General features: G+C 41.0%; 25 protein-coding genes. 7 read left to right on the top strand and 18 right to left on the bottom strand.

The window, feature by feature from the left end; translation table 11 throughout:
- Positions 1 to 2: 2 nt before the first annotated feature.
- Genes ACYQ0C_RS09230 through ACYQ0C_RS09215 form a run of 4 tightly spaced genes read left to right on the top strand, consistent with a single transcriptional unit; the run spans position 3 to position 5,120 of the window.
- Positions 3 to 926, top strand: a complete 924-nt coding sequence (locus tag ACYQ0C_RS09230; RefSeq protein WP_016276499.1) for a DUF5655 domain-containing protein — start codon at positions 3 to 5, stop codon at positions 924 to 926.
- A gap of 6 nt (positions 927 to 932) precedes the next feature.
- On the top strand, positions 933 to 2,486 hold the full coding sequence (locus ACYQ0C_RS09225; protein WP_016276498.1) for a type I restriction-modification system subunit M: 1,554 nt from the start codon (positions 933 to 935) through the stop codon (positions 2,484 to 2,486).
- A gap of 7 nt (positions 2,487 to 2,493) precedes the next feature.
- Positions 2,494 to 3,900: a virulence RhuM family protein gene (locus ACYQ0C_RS09220; RefSeq protein ID WP_016276497.1), complete on the top strand. Its 1,407-nt coding sequence runs from the start codon at positions 2,494 to 2,496 to the stop codon at positions 3,898 to 3,900.
- A 5-nt stretch (positions 3,901 to 3,905) separates the two neighbouring features.
- On the top strand, positions 3,906 to 5,120 hold the full coding sequence (locus tag ACYQ0C_RS09215; RefSeq protein ID WP_257463441.1) for a restriction endonuclease subunit S: 1,215 nt from the start codon (positions 3,906 to 3,908) through the stop codon (positions 5,118 to 5,120).
- Here ACYQ0C_RS09215 and ACYQ0C_RS09210 read toward each other — a convergent pair.
- Positions 5,113 to 5,595, bottom strand: coding sequence for a restriction endonuclease subunit S (locus ACYQ0C_RS09210; RefSeq protein ID WP_257463614.1), 483 nt, complete (start codon positions 5,593 to 5,595; stop codon positions 5,113 to 5,115). The genes ACYQ0C_RS09215 and ACYQ0C_RS09210 overlap by 8 nt on opposite strands.
- A 4-nt stretch (positions 5,596 to 5,599) precedes the next feature.
- On the opposite strand from ACYQ0C_RS09210, the gene ACYQ0C_RS09205 reads away from it, so the two are divergent.
- Positions 5,600 to 6,271 carry a restriction endonuclease subunit S gene (locus ACYQ0C_RS09205; RefSeq protein WP_025076998.1) on the top strand — a complete coding sequence of 224 codons (672 nt, stop codon included), beginning with the start codon at positions 5,600 to 5,602 and terminating at the stop codon, positions 6,269 to 6,271.
- On the opposite strand, the gene ACYQ0C_RS09200 is transcribed toward ACYQ0C_RS09205, so the two are convergent.
- A complete protein-coding gene (locus ACYQ0C_RS09200; RefSeq protein WP_128811987.1) occupies positions 6,264 to 7,475 on the bottom strand; it encodes a restriction endonuclease subunit S in 1,212 nt (403 codons plus the stop codon). The genes ACYQ0C_RS09205 and ACYQ0C_RS09200 overlap by 8 nt on opposite strands.
- Positions 7,476 to 7,609: 134 nt before the next feature.
- Between ACYQ0C_RS09200 and ACYQ0C_RS09195 the strand changes: the two genes are divergently transcribed.
- Entirely contained in the window at positions 7,610 to 8,536 is a 927-nt protein-coding gene (locus tag ACYQ0C_RS09195) for a tyrosine-type recombinase/integrase (protein WP_016276492.1), read from the top strand.
- 95 nt (positions 8,537 to 8,631) lie between these two features.
- Here the strand turns inward: ACYQ0C_RS09195 and ACYQ0C_RS09190 are convergent, their stop codons facing one another.
- From ACYQ0C_RS09190 to ACYQ0C_RS09125, 14 genes are all read right to left on the bottom strand, one after another.
- Positions 8,632 to 9,153 carry a hypothetical protein gene (locus ACYQ0C_RS09190; RefSeq protein ID WP_257463435.1) on the bottom strand — a complete coding sequence of 174 codons (522 nt, stop codon included), beginning with the start codon at positions 9,151 to 9,153 and terminating at the stop codon, positions 8,632 to 8,634.
- A 4-nt stretch (positions 9,154 to 9,157) separates the two neighbouring features.
- Complete coding sequence (locus ACYQ0C_RS09185; RefSeq protein ID WP_016276490.1) at positions 9,158 to 10,378, bottom strand: hypothetical protein; 1,221 nt, start codon at positions 10,376 to 10,378, stop codon at positions 9,158 to 9,160.
- Positions 10,375 to 10,794: a plasmid mobilization protein gene (locus ACYQ0C_RS09180; RefSeq protein ID WP_016276489.1), complete on the bottom strand. Its 420-nt coding sequence runs from the start codon at positions 10,792 to 10,794 to the stop codon at positions 10,375 to 10,377. The genes ACYQ0C_RS09185 and ACYQ0C_RS09180 overlap by 4 nt, the downstream gene beginning before the upstream one ends.
- A gap of 300 nt (positions 10,795 to 11,094) precedes the next feature.
- Positions 11,095 to 12,165 (bottom strand): AAA family ATPase, encoded by a 1,071-nt coding sequence (locus ACYQ0C_RS09175; RefSeq protein WP_016276488.1) that lies wholly within the window; start codon positions 12,163 to 12,165, stop codon positions 11,095 to 11,097.
- 3 nt (positions 12,166 to 12,168) lie between these two features.
- Positions 12,169 to 12,543 (bottom strand): helix-turn-helix domain-containing protein, encoded by a 375-nt coding sequence (locus ACYQ0C_RS09170; protein WP_016276487.1) that lies wholly within the window; start codon positions 12,541 to 12,543, stop codon positions 12,169 to 12,171.
- 99 nt (positions 12,544 to 12,642) lie between these two features.
- The gene (locus ACYQ0C_RS09165) at positions 12,643 to 13,410 is read right to left on the bottom strand and encodes a hypothetical protein (RefSeq protein ID WP_016276486.1); all 768 of its coding nucleotides are present in this window, start codon (positions 13,408 to 13,410) and stop codon (positions 12,643 to 12,645) included.
- Positions 13,411 to 13,578: 168 nt separating this feature from the next.
- Positions 13,579 to 14,694 carry a tyrosine-type recombinase/integrase gene (locus tag ACYQ0C_RS09160; RefSeq protein ID WP_016276485.1) on the bottom strand — a complete coding sequence of 372 codons (1,116 nt, stop codon included), beginning with the start codon at positions 14,692 to 14,694 and terminating at the stop codon, positions 13,579 to 13,581.
- A 114-nt stretch (positions 14,695 to 14,808) separates the two neighbouring features.
- A complete protein-coding gene (locus tag ACYQ0C_RS09155; RefSeq protein ID WP_016276484.1) occupies positions 14,809 to 15,687 on the bottom strand; it encodes a helix-turn-helix domain-containing protein in 879 nt (292 codons plus the stop codon).
- A 260-nt stretch (positions 15,688 to 15,947) separates the two neighbouring features.
- Positions 15,948 to 17,441: a tRNA uridine-5-carboxymethylaminomethyl(34) synthesis GTPase MnmE gene (gene mnmE / locus ACYQ0C_RS09150; protein WP_025018774.1), complete on the bottom strand. Its 1,494-nt coding sequence runs from the start codon at positions 17,439 to 17,441 to the stop codon at positions 15,948 to 15,950.
- Between the two features lie 13 nt (positions 17,442 to 17,454).
- Entirely contained in the window at positions 17,455 to 17,940 is a 486-nt protein-coding gene (locus ACYQ0C_RS09145; RefSeq protein WP_016276482.1) for a GAF domain-containing protein, read from the bottom strand.
- Positions 17,941 to 18,145: 205 nt separating this feature from the next.
- Positions 18,146 to 19,024 carry a nucleoside phosphorylase gene (locus tag ACYQ0C_RS09140; protein WP_016276481.1) on the bottom strand — a complete coding sequence of 293 codons (879 nt, stop codon included), beginning with the start codon at positions 19,022 to 19,024 and terminating at the stop codon, positions 18,146 to 18,148.
- A 187-nt stretch (positions 19,025 to 19,211) separates the two neighbouring features.
- The gene (gene floA, locus ACYQ0C_RS09135) at positions 19,212 to 20,210 is read right to left on the bottom strand and encodes a flotillin-like protein FloA (RefSeq protein WP_016276480.1); all 999 of its coding nucleotides are present in this window, start codon (positions 20,208 to 20,210) and stop codon (positions 19,212 to 19,214) included.
- Between the two features lie 143 nt (positions 20,211 to 20,353).
- A complete protein-coding gene (locus ACYQ0C_RS09130) occupies positions 20,354 to 20,827 on the bottom strand; it encodes an NfeD family protein (protein ID WP_016276479.1) in 474 nt (157 codons plus the stop codon).
- Between the two features lie 12 nt (positions 20,828 to 20,839).
- Positions 20,840 to 22,249, bottom strand: a complete 1,410-nt coding sequence (locus tag ACYQ0C_RS09125; RefSeq protein ID WP_025076996.1) for a tetratricopeptide repeat protein — start codon at positions 22,247 to 22,249, stop codon at positions 20,840 to 20,842.
- Between the two features lie 142 nt (positions 22,250 to 22,391).
- Between ACYQ0C_RS09125 and ACYQ0C_RS09120 the strand changes: the two genes are divergently transcribed.
- Entirely contained in the window at positions 22,392 to 23,135 is a 744-nt protein-coding gene (locus tag ACYQ0C_RS09120; RefSeq protein ID WP_016276477.1) for a PP-loop family protein, read from the top strand.
- Between the two features lie 326 nt (positions 23,136 to 23,461).
- Here the strand turns inward: ACYQ0C_RS09120 and galE are convergent, their stop codons facing one another.
- Both galE and ACYQ0C_RS09110 read right to left on the bottom strand, forming a co-directional pair.
- Positions 23,462 to 24,496 carry a UDP-glucose 4-epimerase GalE gene (galE, locus tag ACYQ0C_RS09115; protein WP_016276476.1) on the bottom strand — a complete coding sequence of 345 codons (1,035 nt, stop codon included), beginning with the start codon at positions 24,494 to 24,496 and terminating at the stop codon, positions 23,462 to 23,464.
- 32 nt (positions 24,497 to 24,528) lie between these two features.
- On the bottom strand, positions 24,529 to 25,425 hold the full coding sequence (locus ACYQ0C_RS09110) for a hypothetical protein (RefSeq protein ID WP_016276475.1): 897 nt from the start codon (positions 25,423 to 25,425) through the stop codon (positions 24,529 to 24,531).
- Positions 25,426 to 25,540: the final 115 nt, after the last annotated feature.

The following is a 25,540-nucleotide window of genomic DNA, read 5'->3' as shown; positions in this document are numbered from 1 at the left end:
AGATGTCAACATATAAAATATATACTGATCAACTGACGCTTATAAAGGAGAAGCCATTTAAGCTAGAGAAAGAAATTCAAAACATAGTTGAAAAGAATCTTCAGACATTGCTTGGACTTGATTTTATCAAGACTGAATTCTCTATTGGCTCTTTCCGGATAGACTCTTTAGCTTTTGATTCGGATAAAAAGTCTTTTGTAATAATAGAATATAAAAGAGATAAGAATTTTAGTGTAATAGACCAAGGTTATGCTTATCTGTCTCTGATGCTAAATAACAAGGCAGAATTCATTTTAGAGTACAACGAGTCTAAGTCAGGTACTCTCAAACGGAATGATGTGGATTGGTCTCAATCAAAGGTGTTGTTTGTTTCTCCTAATTTTACAGCTTATCAAAAAGAGGCTATCAATTTCAAGGATTTGCCTATAGAACTATGGGAAATCAAGCGCTTTACAAATGATACACTTTCTTTTGAGCAGATAGTAAATCGTTCAAGCAAAGAAAGTATTAAAACAGTCTCTAATAGTGAGACAATAACTACGGTAAGTAAAGAGATTAAAGTGTATAGCGAACAGGATCATTTAGCGAATATAGAAGATAATCTCCTGAACATATATGCGGAAATCAAAGAGTTTTTACTATCAGTTGGAGAAGATATTACAATATATCCCAAGAAGAAAACTATAGGTTTCAAAATTGGAAGTAAGGTGTTTTGTGATATAGTTATGCAAAATAAGGGTATAAGACTGTTTCTCAATGCGAAGAAAGGAACACTCAAAGACCCTGAATGTATTACTCGTGATGTGTCAAAAGTTGGGCATTGGGGAAATGGAGCTTACGAGGTTCGTTTTCCATTGAAAGGCGATACAGAAATGGATTATGTTTTTAATCTATTGCGTCAAACAATAAATAAAAATAAGGAATAAGATATTATGAGCGAAGAACTGCAACAAAAGCTCCGTGACCAGCTTTGGGAGGTCGCAAACCGTTTGCGAGGCAATATGTCGGCAAGCGACTTTATGTATTTTACATTAGGTTTCATTTTCTATAAATACTTGTCGGAGAAAATAGAGAAGTATGCCAACAATGCCTTGGTGGATGATGAAATAACCTTTAAGGAATTGTGGGAAATGGATGATACCGATGCGGTCGAGTTACAAGAGGAAGCAAAGAACCAATGCTTGGAAAATATAGGTTACTTCATTGAACCGAAATTCTTGTTTTCGTCCGTAATAGAGGCCATCAAGCGGAAAGAGAACATTTTACCTATACTTGAACGTTCATTGAAGCGTATCGAAGACAGCACTCTTGGACAGGACAGCGAAGAAGATTTTGGCGGATTGTTTTCTGATATTGATTTAGCCTCGCCGAAACTTGGTAAAACAGCCGATGACAAAAACACACTCGTAAGCAATGTGCTACTTGCATTGGATGATATAGACTTTGGCGTAGAGGCATCACAGGAAATCGACATCTTGGGCGATGCTTACGAATATATGATTTCGCAATTTGCGGCAGGAGCCGGAAAGAAAGCCGGAGAGTTCTATACTCCGCAGGAAGTCAGCCGTATCTTGGCAGAAATTGTTTCCATCGGACGCCAGCGATTGCGCAATGTCTATGACCCGACTTGCGGCAGTGGCTCGTTGCTTCTTCGTGCTGCAAGCATCGGGAATGCGGTTGATATTTACGGACAGGAAAAGAACCCGACGACCTACAACCTTGCCCGAATGAATATGTTGCTTCACGGTATCAGATTCAGTAACTTCAAGATTGAAAACGGAGATACGCTTGAATGGGATGCCTTTGGCGACACTCAGTTTGATGCGGTAGTTGCAAATCCTCCATTCTCTGCCGAATGGAGCGCTGCCGACAAATTCAATACCGATGACCGTTTCAGCAAAGCAGGGCGACTTGCGCCAAAGAAGACAGCAGATTATGCTTTTATTCTGCACATGATTTATCACTTGAACGAAGGTGGTACGATGGCTTGTGTCGCTCCACATGGTGTTTTGTTCCGTGGTAATGCAGAAGGGGTAATACGCCGTTTCCTGATAGAAAAGAAAAACTATATCGATGCCATTATCGGTTTACCGGCTAATATATTCTATGGTACAAGTATTCCGACTTGTATCCTTGTGATGAAGAAATGCCGTAAGGAAGATGATAATATCCTTTTCATAGATGCAAGCAAGGAGTTTGAGAAAGTCAAGACTCAAAATAAACTGCGTAAAGAGCATATCGATAAGATTGTAGAAACCTATCGTGACCGTAAGGAAATAGAGAAGTACAGTCATCTTGCCACACTGCAAGAGATAGCAGACAATGACTATAATCTGAATATCCCTCGTTATGTCGATACCTTTGAGGAAGAAGAACCAATTGACATCAAGGCGGTAATGGCAGAGATTAAAGAACTCGAAGCTAAACGTGCTGACCTTGATAAAGAGATTGAAGGCTATCTGAAAGAATTGGGACTAGTTGAATAGTAGTGTTATGGCAGAGATAGACAACATACCTGAAATGCGTCCTTCATTCGACAATATCCGTCGTCACGATGAGAACGAGAATGAATATTGGAGTTCACGTGACCTATGCGCTGCTATGGGATATTCGGCTTATTGGAAATTCCAAAAAGTCATAGATAAGGCAATCAAAGTTGCAGGCATAAAAGGGATGAAGATTGACGAGCATTTCAACCAAGCGGTTGACATGGTAAAGATAGGGAGCGGTTCGTTCCGTAAAGTCGGTATCTTCCGCTTGTCACGTATGGCGTGTATGATTATTGCTGAAAATGCCGATGCAAAAAAAGTATTGGTACAACAGGCAAGAGATTATTTTTCTCAAACCATATCTACCAACGAATTGGTGCTAAATTCGTTTAGTTCCAATTTGTTACTCTATAAAACCGCACAAGGTGAAGTTCGAGTAGAGGTAATATTCAATAGTGAAACATTTTGGATGTCGCAAAAGCGCATGGCGGACTTGTTCGGGGTGGATGTACGGACGATCAACTATCATCTTGGGCAGATTTACGAGTCTGGCGAACTTACCAAAGAGGCAACTATCCGAAAAATTGGGATAGTTCAATCAGAGGGAGGACGTGATGTGGAACGTACTCCATTGTTCTATAATTTGGATGCTATCATAGCGGTAGGTTATCGTGTCAATAGCTATCAGGCCACTCAGTTCCGTATTTGGGCTACGTCTGTCTTGAAGGAATTTGTCATTAAGGGGTATGCACTTGATGATGAACGTCTAAAACAGGGAAAGCACTTTGGCAAAGATTATTTTGATGACTTGCTGGAGCGTATTCGTGAGATACGCACATCGGAACGCCGCTACTACCAGAAGATAACAGACATCTATGCGGAATGCAGTGCCGACTATGACCCGAAATCGGATTCTACCAAATTGTTCTTCAAAATGGTGCAAAATATAATGCACTTGGCTGTAACTCATCGTACCGCTGCCGAAATAGTATATGAGCGTGCCGACTCTGAAATGCCACACATGGGATTGACCACTTGGAAGAAGGCACCTGATGGCAGAGTACAAAAGTCCGATACGATTGTGGCAAAGAACTACTTGTCAGACAAAGAGGTTTCCGAACTCAATGGTGTAACTAATGCATTTCTTGAATTTGCAGAGCTTCGTGCCCAACGTCACATCATCACAACGATGGAAGACTGGAAACAACGACTTGAACAGTTTCTTGGCACTATGGACTATAAGGCACAAGATACTGCCGGTAAGGTTTCACAAGAAGCTGCACGAGAGAAGGCGTATGGTGAGTACGAAAAATATAACGTGATTCAAGACCGTTCTTTTATCTCTGATTTCGACCGGTTTAATAATGGTGACAAATTGTTGCCGTTTGACATTAACCCTGATAAAGAATAACGATTATGGCAAATAATAACGAAAATAAAATCCTCAATGTTCCAAATCTGAGATTCCCGGAGTTTACAGGGGAGTGGAAGGTGGAACGATTGGACGAAATAGCTACTCTGTCAAAAGGAATAGGTATATCGAAAGAACAAGTATCTAATGATGGTGAACTGTGTATTTTGTACGGCGAATTATATACCAAGTATAAATCAGAGATTATTAAAGAGATTAGTAGCAGGACAAATATTGATAATTCAAAACTTAAAAGGAGCAAGGCAAATGATGTAATTATTCCTTGCTCTGGTGAAACTGCGGTAGATATAGCGACAGCTCGTTGTGTTCCTTTTGACAATATTCTGTTAGGTGGTGATTTGAATATCATTAGTTTATATCAGTATGATGGAGCTTTTATGAGCTACCAATTGAATGGTAAACGTAAATACGATATTGCAAAAGTGGCACAAGGTGTTTCCGTTGTTCACCTTTATGGCGAACACCTAAAAGCAATTTCCACCTATAACCCTTGTTTGCAAGAACAACAAAAAATCGCCAAATTACTATCGTTGCTTGATGATCGTATAGCAACCCAAAACAAAATCATTGACAAGCTACAATCCTTAATTAAAGGGCTTGTGGTTACTCATTATTCCACGAACCCTCATACTATTAAAGCCAAAATCCGTGATTTGGGAGAAGCATATTCAACTATGTCTATGTCAAAAGAACAACTTACGGCAAATGGGAATCCGTGTATCTTTTATGGCGAACTATTCACGATATATGGTTGTGTTGTAGATGAGGTAAAGAGTAGGACACATATTGAAAAGGGCTTGTCAACATTAAGCAGAGGACGGGATTTATTGTTTCCAGCATCAACTACCGTTGATGCCCTTTCTCTAATTGCGCCATCGGCTTTGATGGAAAAAGATATAATCTTGGGAGGTGATATGTTTGCCATTAAAATCTCGCAAGAATATAATCCAGTCTACCTAAGCTACTATTTCAATTATATTGCCAACAAGCGTTTGTCTAAGTATGCCAAAGGAACAACCATTATTCATCTACATTATAATGAAATCGCAAATGTGGTTGTTGAACTTCCAAGCATAGAAGAACAAGGCAAGATTGTTGCTGCTATACAAGGATACACAACAAAACTTGACATTGAAGAAGCCTTGCTTGAAAGAATTTTAGACCTAAAACAGTATCTATTGAGGCAGATGTTCATATAAACATCTGTCCTAATAAATACTGTTTTTGTTGATTGAATGACGCAAGAAGTCCTTGCTCAACAAAGAGTTTGCTCTCCAATTTGTCAAGCACATTTGCGACACTCTTTTGTTCGGTAATCGAAGGGCAATATATTTTCGCTTTACCATAATCTTTGAAGTAGATATGTGGTATCGCCATACCAGTTTTATACGGTTGAAAGTTGAACACTGACAGCGCAAAGTACAGATACCGCAAATCAATATTACCTATGGCTGTAAGATAGTTAAGTGTGCCAATTACCGAAAACTTGCCTTGTGCGTAGGAAACTGTACCAACACCCGAACCATCCTTGATTACCAGTATCGCATCACCGTTCATTTGCGCCGTATTGATATAGCCAACCAAGCCATTTGCTCCAAATACTTTATACAATCCATTCGACAACACTTCACTCTCTTGAAGTGTTGAGCTATGACACTCTAAACGCTGAGAAATTGCAATGTTAGGCTTTCCTTTGGTTGTTAGCGCAACTGCAAGCCCTTTAATTAAGGATTGTAGTGCGGTAATGTCTGCGATTAGTAAACAGGTATTTACTCAAAAGCCTAATGGATGGAATAGATTAGACACTTTGTACTCAAAAGGCAAGGCTGGTGGTACTCCGACTTCCACAAATAAAGAATACTATAATGGAGAAATACCATTCTTGAGTATTAATGATATAACAAAACAAGGTAAGTATGTCCGATACACAGAAAATCATTTGAGCCAAAGTGGATTAGAAAACTCTTCGGCATGGGTAGTTCCAAAGTATAGTTTAATAATGTCAATGTACGCATCAGTTGGCTTGGTAACTATAAATGAAATACCTATTACTACAAGCCAGGCAATGTTTGCGATGCAGCTCAAAGACAAAGATTTATTAGATTATCTGTACTACTACTTGTCATACTTTAAGTATCGCCACATCCACAAGTATCTTGAAACTGGTACACAAAGCAATATCAACGCTGATATTGTTCGCGGAATAATGATTCCAACTTATGGACATAGTTGCAATATGGAAATTGCGTCAACATTGCAAAGCATTGATGCGAAAATCGACAATGAATTATCAGTACTTGAACAGTTCAATAGACAAAAGAATTATCTTTTGTCCCAGATGTTTATATGAACATTTGGGTAAGAAGATATTGCTTCTGCATGGTTAGTAAGGTTAGCCTTCGCTGCTCATTAATGATGCACTCATCGTATGAATATAATATTTTTGCGACCAAAAGAATGTTATTGACATTTGAAGAATACGGTAATACATAGCTTTCTACATCCTCTTTGCCAATATTCATTTGTGCAGCACCTTGGCCACAAGCTATCATACTATTCTCAAATCTTCGTGAAGATAAAATTTGATATAGAAACTCTTGATTTACATTTTTCGCAAGTTGTAATAAACCAACTCGTTGGTTGAGCAAATAGTCCCCATCCTTACAAAGAGAAACACGTCCAACATTACCCGTAAGAGATATTAAAATATTTCCTTCTTTTAATACTTGGTGGTCTTGTATATCGTTCGGCAAGTTGATTATGCAATTGCAATCTTTGTCGTTTATATATCGCTCGCCAGACACATTTGAGATTGTAAGAATTCTCCATTTTCCTAGTGTATTGTACTTACTACTTTGGAATACGTAACCATTTTTCAATGTCGCAATATCTGACAAACATATTGTAGTTTCTAGTAAATCGTTTCGTGTAAACAAATGTTTACTAATCGCAGACTTTAGTTTTTTCAAATCCTCAATGATTTTGTTTTGGGTAGCAATCCGCTTATCTATGGCTATTAACAATTTTGCAATTTTGGTTTGTTCTTCTTTTGAAGGGATTCCGATATATACTTCATCAAAATTACGAGTACTTATAGAAAACACCTTTGTGCCTTGAGCAATTCTTCTAATCTGCTTGTGGAATGAATCAGAAGCAAAAGCATAACCTTTATAGCCAATAACAGTCTGCTCTGAATTATCACGTCCATGTATTGTGTGTAAGCCAGAAACAATTTGCTGGTTATCACAATTAATTACTTCAATAGCTTTAGCCACATCGTTTGTATCCTCAGAAGCGTCTGCAAATGTTACATCTCCTTCTTTGAATATGGTAAATGATTTGGGCATAGATTCCTCTTTGATATACGGAAGAGCATCACAAGCGACATCTACCATGGTAGGCACTCCTTTATGAATTAAACCATAATGCAAATTCTTGATTTTACCGTTACTATAGTCTAATTGTTCCCATGACAGAGAATTGGTAGAATAGAAATCCAAGAGTTCTGAAACTTTTATTTTCTTCCACTCCCCTGTAAACTCTGGGAATCTCAGATTTGGAACATTAAGGTTCTTTGATTCTTTTATCTCAAACTTTCGGAAGAGCAAGCAAAATTGCTCTTCTCTCGCTCAATCGAAAATTTACCAACTATTTTTCTCTAATTATAAGAAATCCTAAAAAAGTAATTATGACAAAGAAACCAATTAGAGAAATTGCGACGGCTTGGCGAGAAGACAAGCGTCCGTATGTGAAGCAATCAACATTTGCTGCCTATATGTTGATTTTAGAGAACCATCTTTTACCATATTTTGGTGAGAATGATGCGTTAAGCGAGAAAGCGGTACAAGCATTTGTGCTACAAAAGCTCAATGGAGGCATGAGTGTAAAATCGGTAAAGGATATTCTTATTGTGCTTAAAATGGTGATGAAGTTCGGAGTAAAACACGAATGGATGAACTATTCAGAATGGGACATAAAATATCCTACAACCGAAAAGAACAAGGAGCTGGAGGTGTTGACTGTCACCCACCACAAGAAAATATTGGATTACATTCGCCAAAATTTCACATTCCGTAATTTGGGCATCTACATAAGTCTAAGTACAGGGCTTCGTATTGGCGAAGTTTGCGCCCTGCGTTGGAGTGACATTGATATAGATAACGGAACTATCAGCGTTCAGCGTACCATAGAGCGTATCTATATAATAGAGGGAGAAAAGAGATATACCGAATTGGTTATCAATACGCCTAAGACCAAAAACTCCTGCCGTGAAATTCCAATGAGCAAGGAATTGCTTGCTTTGGTAAAACCTCTGAAAAAGGTGGTAAATGCAGATTACTACATACTCACTAATGAACCATCGCCCACAGAACCACGCACATACCGTAATTATTACAAACGGTTGATGGAGCAACTAGGTATTCCCAAATTGAAATTTCATGGGCTGCGCCATAGCTTTGCTACACGCTGTATAGAAAGCAATTGTGACTATAAAACAGTCAGTGTATTGCTGGGGCATTCAAATATTAGCACCACGCTCAATCTCTATGTCCATCCTAATATGGAACAGAAAAAGCGTTGCATCGCCAAGATGTTGAAGTCGCTTGGCAAATAACATTTTACTGGTGAGTGTAGTTTTGAATAATTAACGATGATACCCCAAGTATAGTCTCAACCGATGATAGCTTATTCGGTTGAGACTCTTCCATTTTACTTATCTAGGATTTTCGGCACGGCTATCGCCATGGCAATTCCTATAACAGGAATAAGGGTACAATAGGCAACAGCTTTCCAAATCAACCTTGAATGTAATATTTCAGTATTTGCTACAATTATGCTAACGAAAAAAGAAGATAGTGCTACCAATATGATAATCAAGATATAGAACGCTGTATAAGGCATTGAAATATATCTGTTCGCCTTGCGGATTTTCTGTTCTGTTTCATTACATTTGTCTTGAATCTGTTGAAGGAACTTAGCCAGGACTGTCTGCCCGAATTTTTCGGCTTGTTCCTGCGTATCTTTGGCTATAGTCAATCTATATTCTTGTAGAAATTTGAGTGAATTTTCCAGATTTACACTCATCTCATGCACATTGTCGTTCAGGCTGGCAAGTTCTTTTATATTCAGAGCGAGCAGCCGATTTTCTCCCTCCAGATATTCATTCTTGGGATTGGATTTTATGGGTTCCGCTTCATTCATTTCTGCGGAAAAATCAAATTTCTTCTTCATGCGCTTATCGTTTTAATCCGGTTTTCGGTTTCTTTCCCAATAGGCGGCTGGCAGCACGGGCGCATCTGCGAGCCCATTGCAAATCGTCTTCGTCTTTATCTCTCCACGGCAAATCGCTTTGCGAACCTCCACCTCCACCACCGCCTCCGGTTGCAACATTGGGCGTTTCAAGTAGTCCGACAAAAATAGCTACTGCCATATCGGTAAGTTCCCGACTGTTGGCGGTATGTCTATAATCAAATTCGTCGTTGAAACAATCAAGCACTTTTTCAGGAATATAGAAATGGAGATTCTGATTTTCATGATTAAGTGTATAAGAAACCGTTCCCGAACGGTATGTATCATATTGGGTATAATTAGCGGATACCGGAGGTTTAGGAGTTTGCTCTGTTCGAGTTTCCTTAGACTGATTGCTCGAAGCGCAAACTTGCGGCTTATGATGCAGTTTCTCCCATGTTTTAGGCAGTTTTGAGATCATTAGGTTCCTGCCGACTCCTAATTCAGATGCTTTGTATTTGGTGTTCCCATTCACAAGTGCATAGCCTCGGAGAATACCGTTTCCATCTTTTCTTTCATGTACAGCATAACCTTTCCTAACAAGAGTATTTTTGTACGCTTCCCATGACCACGATTGCATTGATTTCAGCGCATCCATGCAGTCACGGTTCACTTGGTGAATATTGGAATTTCTGACTTGCGCTGCCGTTGTCCAGCCTCGTTTCTTTGCCACTCGTTCGGCTGCATGTTGCGCACGAAGATGAATGTTATGATCGTTGTTGATGTTACCATCTTCATCCATACGGCAAACCGCAGCATGAAGATGTGGAACACCGCCTTCGGATTCCGTATGCAACCAAACCGTGTATTTGCTGTTAGCCAAATGAGTCGGACAAGAGCGGACTTTTCCATCCTTGCCAATAATCAATTGTTTGTCAAACTCCGCAACGAAATCCTGCCAGAGCTTTTGCCAGTCTTCGACGTTAAAGAATCTGGTGTGTTCAGCGGATGGACTTAGTTCAATTCTGATAACTGAGTTTTTTATCGGTCGGAAGCGTGATAAGGTCAGTTGCATGGAGTTCCATATCCCCATCGTGTCCGGTTGCGATGGCAGCAGATTGTCCAATATCCGATGGATTTTCTCCGGGTGCTTTTTGTTCTGCGATTCGCCGGTAATGTAACGGATGGCGTTTATGCCGTGCGATATTGCTTTCGCTTTTGCAATCATATTTCTTCGGATTTATCGTTGGACGGAATCTTATTCTGTTCTTTTACGGCATTCAGGAACAGGCAGACGCTTTCGGCTACATTGCCAAGTTCTTTGAGCCAGCCGACCATGAACGGAATCTGATTGAACATTGCCACACGCTGTTTTGTGGACATCCCGTGAAGTGCGGAAGTGTATTTTACAAGGTCAGACCGGCAATCGTCCAGATTTTGCAACAGCATAGCTTCCTCTTTTGTAAGCCTTGCTTTGGGGTGATAATTGTATGCACGGGCAAGCAAGTAATCGCTTACCGTCATACCGCATTGTGCAGCTTGTGATTTTATATACTCCTTTTGACTGGGAGTGACTTTCGCTCCGATGAAGACGCTTCTTGTCTCACTGGTGGTTGTCGATGAATTTTCAATATCTTCTTTCATGTGAATCGTTTTTATAATAGTGAATAGGTGCGAGCTTGCGAGTATCGCACCGGCGAAGTATCTGAGCAGGCAAGAGCGCCAATGTACAACCACAACGCAGTGAGGTTATACCTTGGCATATCTTGCAACAGATACCTGTTGTTGCTGCCTGACAAGCCATTTCGGGTGTACACATAGAAGCGGCAGACGGATGAAAACAGTAATTCTAAAAGAGGGGAGAGAATGAATACTTCATGCTGTACTCCTGCCTACTTTGCTTTATTCCTATATATACGCCCCGACAATAAAGTAAAGCCAATCTCAATAATGATAGTCCGGGTTGAAATGATATTCCTTGCCGTCCTTTATCACCATCCGTTTGTTGCCCAGAAAGGTGGCGACTTTGACTGCCTTGTTATGACCGAGCTTTACGCCTAGCATTCCATATCCTTTTTTCAGCCGCTCCAGATAGTCGTCATAACTGCCGATATTGCCATCGGCAAAAATGGCATCCAACGCAGCCCGATGTACACTCTCCGAAATTTCCTTGTACGGATCGAACGGTTCTTTGGCTGGTCGGCCGACAACTTTCGCTTTGGGCAAGTAGGAATCTACCAATTCAGGTAAGGCATCTTCGTTGATGCGAAAAGCGAAGGGTTCAAATTCCCGGTCACGGATATGCACAGCTTCAACCACGCTTATGGATTTATCGTCTTTGTCCACTTCGACCTGCATGATGGTTTCCGCTTTGTTGTTGAGTTCCGTGCCGATGTGTCCACGTGCATTTTCATCATTCTTGTTCTGGTGAAGGATGGTATGGATATGAATTTGCCTGTCATCCGTCCACTGCATGAGTTTTGAAATAATATCGGTGGATTCGCCGGGCGAATTGATATCATAAAGGAAATCCCGAATACCATCTATGACCACCAATCCCAAATCGGGAATTGTGCCGATTGCATATTCGACTATTGCCAAGCGCATTTTAGGTGAATACTTACGCAAAGCCAACATAACCAGATTTTCCGGTTCTTTGTCTTCCGATAAGTCCGCCAAACGCAAAATGCGCTTTAACACGTTCTGACAATGATACCGTCCTTGCTCCGTGTCAACGTATAATACTTTCCGTTTGTCCTTGGGGAATATAGACCGGTAATGAAGAATTGTGCCGTTGGTTAATGCCGATGCGACAATGGCCGAGACATTGAACGTTTTCTTGCTTTTAGCCTTCCCGATGGAAGCACTGAAGTTGCCCAATGTTCCGATTGTTGCATCATCTACCATTAGCACCACAGGTGAGTGTCCGTATGCACTTGTTACGCTCACGGCAGACTCCTCCATGCATATTGCCAGTTCCTCAGCAGCTGGCGCATTGATATTCGTCTTTTCCATAGCCTACCAGTTTTTAGGGTTCGGCTTACGGCGATGGGAAGCGAGCATGGCTTCATTCTCATCCTCGAAGCTTTGCGGAGCCGGAGTTTTTCGTGAAGATTCCAGCCATTTGTCCAATTCATCCCGATAGATGTAGAGATGCTTGCCTTGCTTTATAACCGGAATGTCATCCTTCTTAACCTTGTAATAAAAGGTCGATAACGGCATTTTCAGATAAGCGCAAGCCTCCTGCACGGTCATCGGAACGTGCGTATTCTCTTTGACTTCGTTCTGCCGGGAAAGTTTCTCCGTCAGAAGATTTTCCATACTTGCGATTCGGTCGCACAGTTCTCCTACCACAGTCGGCAGGTCATTGAAAGTCAGTTGGTCTTTTTCCATATTAAAACTCTTTTAATCGTTCAACATGCTGCGAACCAACTCAATGAAATCTTGCAGAACAATACAGACCAGATTAATTATTTCGTCTGCATACGTTTTTTATTGTGAGTCATCATAGTCTGTATCCAGATGGAAACGAAAATCTCCCTTGTCGGGTACATCAATAGAAATTTGGCTTGTAACAGTGTCTCGTAAATTAAGCCTGAGGTATTCTGTGGTGGCATTTACGAGTTCATGTGGAAACGAAGCCTTTATGAATTCCGCTCTTTTTACCAAAGGCACATTCAAGCGTTCTCCGACATTCCACGCCAGATGGCGAAGTCCCGGCGACCTCAGCGGATTGTCTATATTGGAGCGAATCGGCTTATATAAGTCAGATTGGTTGCAAGCCATATATTCTATATTAGCAATCAGTGTGGCGATAGCTTCTTTAGAGAGGTAAGGGGCAGCTTTGATTGTCACATATTCCCGAATGGCATCCATTATTTTCACTTGTCTTTCGGCCTCCTTCTTTTTGACGTTCTCCAATATCGCATCGTAATTGTCTAAGGCTGATGGCTCCTCAAGAACTTGAATTTCATTTGTACAATCGGCTTTTGTCTCAGTAGCTGCTCCAAGAACAATCGGAGATTGCCGGGCAAAAGACAAATTGATTGAATACTTTGTTATCCATTTATAGAAAGAGCGTTGTAACTGACCGCATAATATAATTGTTGCCACAAGTCCGAGTATTACCGGAGTCATTATCTTCATGACATCGATGTTGTGATAGGCGGAAAGATAAGTGTCTGTCGCTGTATAGGCGATTACCGACAGCGCAAGAACGAAACTTATCCTTTTAGTACGAATTTGAGTTTTATTTATCATATACTGTAAGTGTTTGGAATGATTATGCAACAAAGTTATGTGCCGTATTCCAGACACTTATAATTGGCGATAATAAATCGTTCGATATTGATAAAAAATAACGGATATAGTACGATTTCGGACTGAAAATCATACTATATCCGTATAAATGGGGAACAAAAACCGTTGTCAGTCTTTCCTTATCAAAGTGATTTTGTTGCTGGCTTCACGCTTGTTGCTGTCCACGACTTTCATGTAACGCATTGTAGTGGTGATGCTTTTGTGCGCCATTATGCTTTGTATGGTACGGATGTCCGTACCGGCAGCTCCTTGAAGGGTTGCGAATGTTCTCCGATATGAATGGAATGTTATGTTCTTGGTAATTCCGGCAGAACGGATCCACTCTTTCATGGGTGCTTGTGTCCAACTGCGCATAAGCTCCTTGAATACCAGACCTTTCTTCTCCGAACTGTATCCTATCAGTCCTAACGCCTCCTCACTGATGGGAATGATGTCTTCCGCTTTGTTCTTTTGCGTAATGATGTGTACGCATTTCCCGCCGGCAGAATAGTCCACGATGTCTTCCCAACATAGGGCGAGAATATCACTAATGCGTAAGCTGGTCATACAGGAAAATAGCGATGCGATTTTCACAATGGGCTTTTTACACGGCGTTTCAGCTAACAGGTACAACTCTTCGACGGACAAGGCTTCTTTCATCGTGTCTTCTGTCTCAATCTTTTCCAAGAAGTCGTTGACATTGGTCTTTATCATCCCATTGCGATAGAGTATTTTCAAGAATCCCCTGAAAGTAGACCAATATCCCGATGCGGAGTTTCGTGTGATATGTCCGTTGCGCCTTAGTTTCTTGGCACTCAGCAGGTATTCCCGAAATTTGTTACATAGGTCGATGTCAATCTCCTCAAAGGTGCATTTGCCATGCACGAAGTTGCTGAAATGGAGATAGACGAACTCCCATTTCTGGTCGTGTTTGCGGAGTTGCTTGCGGTAGTACTCCAAGAAATCCGCTTTGAGTTTGTACTTATCGAAGAAATCATACCGTTCATTGACGACAGATTCAAATCGGCGGCAACGGATAGCTTCGGCTTTCTCGGTCATTACCTCGTTGAAATTCTGTTCACGTTTGTTCCTTGGATTGGCATAGATATAAATACCAAGCGATTCATGACGGATAACTTTCATCGTTTCCTTGTCTCGATACCCCGGATAATAATCCAGATAAAAAGACATCATCCTGCCTTTTAGCGGACGTGTCCTCAATGTTACTGTTTTGCACTCATGCATAATACTATATTTTAATTGTTACTAATTCGCTGGCAAAACTCTTTCATGTAGTCATGCAGATGATTTTCAGCAGAGATTAATTTTGAAATAATTTACGGATAGTCATAAATAGGGCTATTTGCGGATACCCATCACCCGGTCAAACTCCACTTTCAGGAATCTGACGAACCTTCCGTTCTTCTCACGATTAATCTGATGGAATTGCAGAATACCATAGACCGAATCACGGGACAACTTGAATTTCTCCATCGCCTCCTTGACGGTATAGTATTCCGCCTTACTTTCTTGTTCCGATGTCTTCGACAGGTCGAAATGCAGTTTGGAGTAATATATCTGTCCATGCTCTTTCTTGGATGGGATATTATTTCGATACACTTGCGAACGGATGGCGACACGTGTCATTCCGTACTTTTCCTGAATTTCTTCGGGAGTGTACCATTCGGTCAGGTCGGAATCTACCTCGTATTTGGCAAAGGCGGCATCGATATGCTTCTTGCTGTAATAGTTGAATTGGCGTATCCTCACCTTTGGCACTTTGTGTTGCCGTGTATAAGTCCATACCCATTTGGCATTGACCTTGTACTTCTCTGCAATCTCTTCGGCAGTGTAATATTCGGAGATGTCGAAATCACTTTTAGCTACTAATCGCTCGTATGGTTTGCTTTTGAGCATTAGTTCTATGTCGGCACGTCTGACCAATGACATCCTTCCGCTAATTCGGGATGCCCTAAGTTTGTCCTCTTTGACTAACTTATAAATGTATTGACGGCTCACGCCCATCAATCGGGCAGCCTGAGAGAATGTGAAATACTCCTGCTTCTCCAGACTGGAGCGCAGCTCCTGCATTTCTTGCATGTGGCGCAATTCCATTTTGCGCTCTTTGATACGATGTTTGTAACCTCGCTTCGAGCATTGAGGGCTACAATAACAAGTTGTTGTTTTCTGTGCGATGAACGGTTTACCACACCATTGACAAATCCTCTTTACTTCCATATTTTCGAGTCATTTTCTACGTTTTTTAATTTCCCTTTTTGTCCACACATGTAAACCACTGTCAACACACGTCAACTAATGCGTCACTGTGATATTCGGGCTAACCGTGAATTTCCGTCACGGTAGAAATATGATAGAAAAATATGGATAAAATCCGTTACCTCCAAATACGGACTGGAAAGTGTTAAAATAGAAAAGTCACTGAAATACAGCGACTTTATTCTAAATGGTTATGATTGCTTATGGCTGTTTCCAAGCCATCATTTGCCGATACAAAAGTTTTGAAATATATTTTGCAAAGTCTCTTCCGAGGTTATACCTCCTTCTGCAACAATCTCACTTAGTTCGTAGATACATTGTCTTAAATCCTCACTCACCAAATCTCCTGATAATCCCAATTGCAATCCTTCCTGTACTCTATGAATTGAATCCAATGCTCGTGTTAATGCCTCGAAATGGCGTACATTTGTAATGATAATATCGTTTTGGTTGATTTCCGGTAAGGCAGCTGCCTGTACCAACTTCTTTTCCAGAATCGTTATATTTTCCCTTTTTTTTGCTGAGATAAATAGTTTTTCTACTTTCATGTCAGTAAATATGGCTGACAACTCTTCTTTTTGTGTTGCTAGTAGCAGATCTGACTTATTGAATAAAATAATTACCTTTTTTCCTTCACAGTGTGGAAGAACTTCAGCCTTTAATTCTTCAAACCTTCTTTGGGCCTCTGTAGAGTCTATCATCCATAAAATGACATGTGCTTGGTCCATCTTTTGAAAAGTACGTTCTATACCCAGACTTTCTATCGTATCGGTTGTTTGACGGATTCCGGCTGTATCGATGAATCGGAAGGTGATACCTTGCAAATTGATCGTATCTTCTATCACGTCACGGGTAGTCCCATGGATATCACTGACAATGGCTTTTTCCTCATTCAGCAACACATTCAGTAAGGTGGATTTTCCAGCATTCGTTTCTCCGATAATTGCCACAGGAATACCATTCTTGATTGCGTTTCCTACGTTGAAAGAATGAGCCAGCCGGGCAATTACTTGTTCGATGTGGGTAGCCAGACTGCTCAGTTCGTCACGATTGGCGAATTCTAGTTCTTCATGGTCACTGAAGTCCAGTTCCAGTTCCATCAACGAAGTAAAATGAAGCAATTGGTTACGCAGGCCGGAAAGTTCTTTACTGAATCCTCCGCGCATCTGACTCATCGCCAAGCGATGAGTGGCAGCAGACGATGAAGCTATTAGATCGGCCACAGCCTCGGCTTGACTCAAGTCCATTTTTCCGTTCAGAAAAGCACGTTGGGTGTATTCACCCGGTAGGGCAGCACGGCATCCGTTATAGATAAGGAGTTGCATTACTTGTTGCAGGATATAGGATGAACCGTGACACATGATTTCCGTACTGTCTTCACCAGTATAAGAATGGGGGGCGCGGAACAAGGAAATCAAGACTTCGTCTATTACTTCTTCTACAAGAGGTGCAATTGATTCTTCTTTTTGTGACGTATCACTTTTTCCTTGCGAGATTTCACTTGCTTTTCGGGAAAGTGTATTATTGATCTCCCGCTTTTTAGCACAAATCTTTCCGAAAGTAAGAGTATATGGTTCTCGTTCGGTCAATGGTTTGCCTTTGGCGGGTATAAATATGCGTGACGTTATTTCAATTGCTTTTGGACCGGATACACGGATTATTCCAATGGCTCCCCCCTGGGCGGTGGCAATGGCACAGATCGTATCTTGGTTTATCATTTTCATTTGGTTAATAATACAATGTTTTAGCTATGATGGCTGTTACTTCTTCTAAATAACGGCGGTCTGTATCATCAAAGGAATTTAATTGATCACTGTCAATATCCAATACTCCCTTTACCTGTCCGCCGACAAGAATAGGAACTACAATTTCGGAGCGGGAGAGAGAACTGCAAGCTATATGCCCGGGGAATTGTTCTACATCAGGTACTATCAAGGTTCGGGCTTCCACCCATGAGGTCCCGCATACTCCCTTTCCTTTATGAATACGATAACAGGCGGTGCTTCCCTGAAAAGGGCCCAAAATGAGTTGTCCGTCTTTCACTAGATAGAAACCTACCCAAAAAAATCCGAAGGCTTCCCGAAGAGCAGCGGCTGTATTAGCCAGAACACTTATTTCTTCTTTTTCATCTGAGATTAAAAGCTCAAACTGGGGGAGGAAAAGACGGTAACGTTCCGCTTTGTTATTAGTTGTTTGTTTGAAACTGGTTTCCATTTTTTTATCTGTTTTATGGGGGGCTTGTCATTTCTCTTCTATGAAGAATGTTGACTTTCAATAAGTGACACCCCTGTTTGGTAAAAAGATTTGATTTATTCCGTAAACAATTCCGTTTATGGCAATCTTCTCCTAGATGGTAATAAAGTACTGATAGAAAATCCGGTGAATCTTGTCCCTATTATATAGGCGGCTAAATCAGGAATTATATTCTTTCCAGTACTTTTCCTATCAAACCGTCAATAGAATTTTTATAGCCAGTATTGGCTTCCTTTATTAATCGATTGGCAATCACCATACATACGGTCATGGCTTTGTGTCCCATCAGGCGTGCCAGTCCGGCAAGGGCGGAACTTTCCATCTCAAAGTTAGTGATGCGATAATCATTGTATTCAAATTTCTCAATCTTTTCATTCTGTTCAGGATCCGCCAAAGGGATACGGAGCTCCCGTCCTTGCGGACCAAAGAAACCTCCTGCGGCGATAGTTACGCCACAGACCATATCATTTTGCGCGATGCGTCCGATTAATTCCCGGTCGGCATCTATAACGTATGGATGAGTGATGCACACATTGCCCTCCCACCCCATGTAATCCACAAAAGCTTGTTCGAATTTCAGATCGCAAACCTCATTGCGTCCGGCGTAGAAGTTGAGTAGTCCGTCAAAACCGATAGACTTTTCAGAACAAATATAAGTACCAACAGGAGTATAAGGTTGTAATCCACCGCATGTGCCGATGCGCACTAATTCCAATTGGTGTAAGTAGTTTTTTTCACAACGGGTATTGAAATCAATATTAGCCAAAGCGTCTAATTCGTTCATCACAATGTCTATATTGTCGCAACCTATACCGGTGGAAACCACGGTGATACGTTTTCCTTTATAAGTACCAGTGATGGTCTTGAACTCACGGCTTTCTATTTCACATTCTTTAGTATCGAAATGAGAAGCTACTAATGCTACACGTCCTGGATCACCTACTAGAATTATTTTGTCTGCCAGCTGTTCCGGTTTGACATGGAGATGAAAGATAGAACCGTCGGGATTGATAATCAACTCAGATTCCGCATAATATTTTTTCATAATCTTTTTTTAGTGGTTAATGGTCAGCACGATTAATGGTTATATTTCTTGCCTTTTTAATCGGAACACAAACAAATCATCTCTTAGAGACAGATGTCACAAATCATTGATATTTACATAATCAAGAGAAAAACTGTTTCATCCATATCTAAGAGAAATCCATCAATCGCTTGAACGCTGATTTTATTTATTTACTCAACGGCTCACTACCGAGAGTTGTCTCGGGTTTCGCGATATTTTCACGCATGGAAGTATCCGCTTGTATATTCTTCATGCGGTAATAGTCCATAATGCCCAAGTTCCCGCTACGAAATGCTTCCGCCATGGCCTTGGGAACTTCGGCTTCCGCCTGGATCACATTCGCGCGTGCCTCTTCTGCTTTAGCTTTCATTTCCTGTTCCAAGGCGACGGCCATCGCACGGCGTTCTTCTGCTTTGGCTTGTGCAATGTTTTTATCGGCGTTGGCTTGGTCTATCTGCAAAGCAGCGCCAATATTTCTACCTATATCAATATCAGCTATATCAATGGACAGAATTTCGAAGGCTGTACCGGCATCCAAGCCCTTACGGAGTACCAACTTAGAGATAGAATCAGGATTTTCTAATACGGACTTGTGATTTTCGGACGATCCGATGGAGGATACGATACCTTCACCCACACGTGCTAGAATCGTATCTTCTCCGGCACCTCCTACTAATTGGCGGATATTGGCACGTACGGTGACGCGGGCCTTGGCTATAAGCTGTATGCCGTCTTTAGCTACGGCTGTAACGGGAGGAGTATCGATTACTTTAGGGTTTACTGACATTTGCACGGCTTCGAATACGTCACGGCCGGCCAGGTCAATACCGGTTGCCATTTGGAAAGACAGTTCGATGTTGGCTTTGGATGCAGACACTAATGCATGTACTACTTTTTCTACATGCCCGCCTGCCATATAATGAGCCTCCAATTCATCACGGGTTATGTTGCTCAGGCCGGCTTTGTGTGCCTCAATCATTGCCGGAACAATGACATAAGGGGGGACATTACGGATGCGCATTAAAAATAATTGCACCAATGAGATGCGTACACCCGAAACTTTGGCAGACAGCCAGAGGAAAAATGGTACATAATGAAAGAATAGTACCACGAAAATAATTCCACCTCCTATAAGGATGAACGGAAGATAGTTGGGTTCGATCATAATAATCTGTTGTTTAAGAGTAAATATTTATTTTTGAACAGCTCAACATTAGTTTTCTGCTGTTTTCACTATTGTTCAGGGTATACTTGAATGGGAAAATTAATCAAGAAACCTGATAATTCATATTGAAACAGGCCGTTTTCCTACCATTGGTCGAATGTGCGTACAATCACCGTCCCTCCAACCACTCTTTCTACATAAACGGGAGTATTCTCATCAATTAAGCCATCGGCGGAGCGCACTTCGATAATGTTTCCGTTAATGTTTGCATTGCCAATCAATGCAAGACGGGTAATTGTTGTACCTTTGTCTCCGATGCGGATACGGATTCCTTTTAGGGGGTCGATCTTATAATCCAGTGTTTTCTTCAAAGAAAGCTTGTCCATGGTTTTTGAACGCATAAACCAGACGATGATGACTACGCAACTTAGGGCAGATGCTATCAAAGTAATGAATCCTGCCACCGGTCCTAATGTGTCAAAAGCATAATAGTTGGCATATAGCAGGCAGATGGCCGATGCTATCCCAGCTATGCTAATGCCGGGAATAAGGAAAACTTCTACAATAAAGAGAAGTAGTCCTGCTAAGATGAGCGCTAAGATAATAAATACTTCCATAATATCTTTGTATTAATGTTTCAACTTCTTTATTTCTTCGTTGCGGACGCTGATATCCAGTTGGGCCATTTCTTTCAGAAGTTGTTCCGTACGTTTTTCCAATTCTAAAATGGCGGGGGTCAGACTCTTCTTTCGTGCACTGTTCCCTTGGACATATTGTCCGCGTTTGGCATCCAGATCTTTCTTTAGATTGTCATAATCTTTCTGCTTTTGTATTCTTTGCTGGTAAAGTTTGCGTGCCTCGGCAGAGCGGAAATCTTTCAATGTATGGTAAACGGCAGAGTCATCAATGATAAAAGTGAAGTCTTTTTGTTGCCTTTCGGATTCTTTAGCATACATTATCGCTGCTAGACGTTGCTTGCCGATCCGTACTTTCTCTTCATCTTTCCAAGTAGTGCGGATAGATCGCAGGCTGGCTGCATTTATAATGATCTGTTCGTCTGTACTTTCATAATTGTACACTTCTTTTGAAGAGTTCGGGACAAACACGTAGATGCAGACTTTGTCATCGGGCTGATAGCGGTCTGAAGCGAACCAGCCGATATTGTTGAAGTCATCAATGGCGTACATATAGTCATTGGCGGGAGAATTGAATGGCATCCCTATATTGTCGGGCCGAAGATAATTGCCGTTATCCGAATCATAACGGGTTACAAAAATATCATAACCACCCAAAGAACCTTCTCCGTCCGATGCATAATACAAGGTAATGCCATCTGACATCAAGAAAGGATAGTTTACATTTCCCTGTTCATTAAGAGAGATGAGGGGTTCGGGCTCGCTCCAGCCGTCCAACAGACGGATACGGGAGTAAAGTTGCATTTTGCCGTCTGCGTTTTTGTTCCCATAGAGTACCTTATTGCCCATTTCGGTCTGATAAACAGTCCCGGATATGGCAGGATCATGATAGAGTGCCCCTGATTCTTTACTTATTTTATATGCTTTCAGAAAATCGTTTTTATCGACCACAAAACTGTCTATTACAGCAATGTCTTCCACTCCCTTTATCATACGGGCCGCCTGCTTTATTTGTTCCAACTCCGCTTCTGCCGCTTCAGTGGGACGTTTTTTCTTTTCCAGCCATTCTATATGTTGTTCGTAGTTATCTACGGCATCATCGAACCGATAGATGTCATAATATAGTTTTCCTAAGTATCGGTATGCGTCAATAACTTTGCGGGCGGCGCTTTTTTCAAGATAGGGCTGTGCTTCTTTTTTTTCTCCAGTCTCATAACAACATGCACCATACCAATAATTATAACTGGCGTTGGAAGGAGCTTGCTTTACCAGCTTTTGGAAAACAGGTTTGGCTTGTTCAAATTCTCCATTCTGGAAAAGTTGTTTGGCTTGCACCAGGCTTTGTGCCACAGTGTTGCCCGCGCAGCATAAAACAAATAAACCAATGATATATTTTTTGTACATAGTTAGTCTATTATCCATATTATTTAGATTCAAAAATACAAAGATTAATTGGAATTATCATGCTTTACATAATTCTATTTTGTTAAATCTTCCATAAATCATTCTTTTCATGTACTTTTGTGCCTTATTTTAAACAAGATGTATGGCACAATTTACGGAAGACGAGAAAATAATGCGCAGGTTGGAACAACGCTTTAACAAGGGGGTAGTAAAGTACCGCTTGATTGAGGATGGTGATAAAATTTTGATCGGTCTTTCCGGCGGGAAGGACTCTTTGGCTCTGCTGGAGCTGTTGGCAAGGCGTTCACGTATTTTAAAACCGAAATTTACAGTGATAGCTGTGCATGTAGGTATGACGAATATTCCTTATCAATCAGATTTGGAATATCTGAAAAGCTATTCAGAAAGCCTGGAAGTGCCGTTTGTGCATTATGAAACGTCTTTTGATCCGAGTACCGACACCCGGAAGTCTCCCTGCTTTCTTTGTTCTTGGAATCGGAGAAAAGCTTTGTTTATGGTAGCAAAGGAGCAGGGTTGCAATAAAATCGCTTTAGGACATCACATGGATGATATCCTGGAAACCTTGTTGATGAATATTACTTTTCAGGGGGCGTTCAGTGCGATGCCTCCTAAATTGGTGATGCATAAATTTGATATGACAATTATCCGTCCGATGTGTTTGGTTCATGAAGCGGATTTAATTGAAATGGCTCGTATCCGAGGTTTTCACAAACAGATCAAAAATTGTCCTTATGAAAGTCAGTCGAATCGTTCGGATATGAAAAATATTTTGCATTCTCTGGAGAAATTGAATCCTGAAGCACGGTATAGTTTGTGGGGAAGCATGACAAATATACAGGAGGAACTGTTGCCTGATGCTGAATAGCAACGGATTATGCTTAATCTAAAGAAAGACATGAACGCCTCCTAAATTTCTATTGCTTTCTTTCTCAGACTGAGGCTAAGCAATAATCAAACAGGCGTAACAAAAAACTGTTCCCCGACTCACGTCGGAGAACAGCCACAACACAAACACAAAATAAAACACGACAAAACTACTATGCAATTTTTTAGCCTGCTCTATGTTTTGAGTAACATAACTACCACCAGTCAGGTATTCACATATCCAAGAGGGGTTTCAGGTTATTTGCATCTATAAAACGCCACACTAGCGTCCTTTGTTCATCGGTCTTTCTGAAAATATCTTAATTTTTATTGAATACCTCTTTCTCTCAATTTCAGCTGCCAGTTCCATGCCGAACGCAAAGTATCTTCTAAATTGGCTTCTGCTTTCCATCCCAACTCTTTATTAGCAAAGTCCGGATTAGCCCATACCTTTTCAATATCTCCGGCACGGCGGCCCACAATCTGATAATTAAGTTTCACGCCGGTAGCTTTTTCAAAAGTTCTGATCAATTCCAATACAGAAACTCCGTTACCGGTACCAATATTAAATACTTCCACCTTTTCCTTCTGCTTGTTGTTCAGGATACGGTCCATTGCGATAACATGAGCTTTCGCCAAATCCACAACGTATATATAGTCACGGATGCAAGAACCATCCGGTGTGTCATAATCATCACCAAATACGCTCAGTTTCTCACGGATACCCATAGCAGTCTGAGTAACGTACGGCAACAGGTTTTGTGGAACGCCATTGGGCAATTCACCAATTAATGCAGTGGGATGCGCGCCAATCGGATTAAAGTAACGCAACATAATAGCATTGATGGGCGAACCCGAAGCAACTGTATCACGAATGATTTCTTCATTAATCTGTTTTGTATTACCGTATGGAGATTCAGCTTTCTTAATCGGAGCCTCTTCCGTTACAGGAAGGATATCCGGCTGACCATACACCGTACATGATGATGAGAATATGATACCTTCTACTCCATGTTTCGGCATCAACTCCAACAGGTTAATCAATGAAACCAAATTATTGCGATAATACAACAATGGTTTTTGTACCGACTCACCCACAGCTTTGCTGGCTGCAAAATGAATAATACCTTTTATACCCGGATATTTAGTAAACAGTTTGTCCATTCCCTCAAAATCCAAGCAATCCAACTTTTCGAATGCAGGACGGACTCCTGAAACCTTTTCAATATTATCTACCACATCGGCGCTTGAGTTGGACAAATTGTCCACAATCACTACGTCGTAACCGCTATTTTGCAGTTCTACTACCGTATGAGAACCGATGTAGCCGGTTCCTCCTGTTACTAAAATTCTTTCTTTCATAATACTTAATATTCTGTCGTTTTTTAATAGGTTCAAAACAACTTCGATGGGTAAATTCCTTTCCGTATCATGTCATTGATACGAAGCAGTACTTGTATCTTGTCATCATGTGATACCAATCCCATCCATCTGGCAGGTGTCTCAATCACTTTCACCCTGACTCCGCCAGCGATACGTTCATTCATAAAAGCCGGGATAGAATAATGAGCTTTCATATCCATTCCGTTCTCATCTATAAACTTATCGAACGCTTTCCTCATTTCACCGAACACCTGCGGAGTAAATCCCCACATATTCATTGAAACCAAGCTATTGTCATCCAAAGCCACCCATTTATGTAATTCATCAGGATACATCGGATTTCCACTTATCCGCTCCACCCCTACACGGTCTGTAACAGATAACAGATATCCCTTTTCATCCACTTCACAAATGCCACGGGTAACCCCTCCGCTTTCCGCCAATACATTTCTCAGCCTGTAGCAAATATTGAAACTATGGTAGTCGGCTTCTCTCAACATCACCAAATTATTATATAATAATTCAAAACTTTCTCTTTGGTAAAAGTTCACGGCATTTATCACACCAAATGAAGAATCAATCAACTCTTCTCCCATCAAAACAGCCCTTACCGAGCCGTACAGTGCTTTGCGTTTCGGATTACGTTTTTCTTCAGGAATTGTTTCCACATCCTGATAAACATACTCCACTTCCACCACATGTTCATATTTGCCCGATACCAACTTTTTGAATTCTTGTTCAAAATGTCTGCTTATAACAAATACTATCTTATTAAATCCGACTCTTACGGCATCATATATGGAAAAATCTAATATTGTTTCGCCATTAGGACCTATTCCCTCCAGCTGTTTCAATCCACCATATTTATTCCCCATAGTGGCCGCGAGTACAATCAAGGTCATAGCCATTTAATCTCTCTATTAATTCCAATGCAAAAGTAAGCATAAAAAATGAAATTACGGGTAGAAATAGCAGATTAATTTCTAAGAAAAAAGTCCGAAGCAGTGCTTCGGACTTCTGAAT

The sequence above is a fragment of the Phocaeicola sartorii JCM 17136 = DSM 21941 genome (assembly GCF_054653615.1).
Note: the sequence above shows the minus strand (reverse complement) of the source record. Positions and strands in the feature narration are given on the sequence as shown.